At 53.7% G+C, this 521-nt stretch carries 1 rRNA gene; it reads right to left on the reverse strand.

The annotated features are described in order from the left end of the window. Nucleotides 1-480, reverse strand: a 16S ribosomal RNA gene (locus tag HMPREF3201_RS05905); the annotation flags it as partial. Nucleotides 481-521 lie beyond the last annotated feature (41 nt).

Raw genomic sequence — 521 nt, forward strand, 5'->3', positions numbered from 1 at the left:
ACCGCTATCCTGTTCGTCCCATATAACAGAACTTTACAACCCGAAGGCCGTCATCGTTCACGCGGCGTTGCTCCGTCAGACTTTCGTCCATTGCGGAAGATTCCCCACTGCTGCCTCCCGTAGGAGTCTGGGCCGTGTCTCAGTCCCAATGTGGCCGTTCATCCTCTCAGACCGGCTACTGATCGTCGCCTTGGTGGGCCGTTACCCCTCCAACTAGCTAATCAGACGCAAGCCCCTCCTCCAGCGAAAGCCCGAAGGCCTCCCTTTCTTCATCCCGTCATGCGGCGGAAAGAACGTATTCGGTATTAGCAGCCGTTTCCAGCTGTTGTCCCCATCTGAAGGGCAGGTTGCTTACGCGTTACTCACCCGTTTGCCACTCGAATTGATAAGAAGCAAGCTTCTCATCTCTTCTCGTTCGACTTGCATGTGTTAAGCACGCCGCCAGCGTTCGTCCTGAGCCAGGATCAAACTCTCCATGATAGTATGGAAGAGCTTACTAGCTCAACTTATTGTTTTTGGTG

This window comes from Megasphaera sp. MJR8396C (assembly GCF_001546855.1).
Lineage (GTDB): Bacteria > Bacillota > Negativicutes > Veillonellales > Megasphaeraceae > Megasphaera.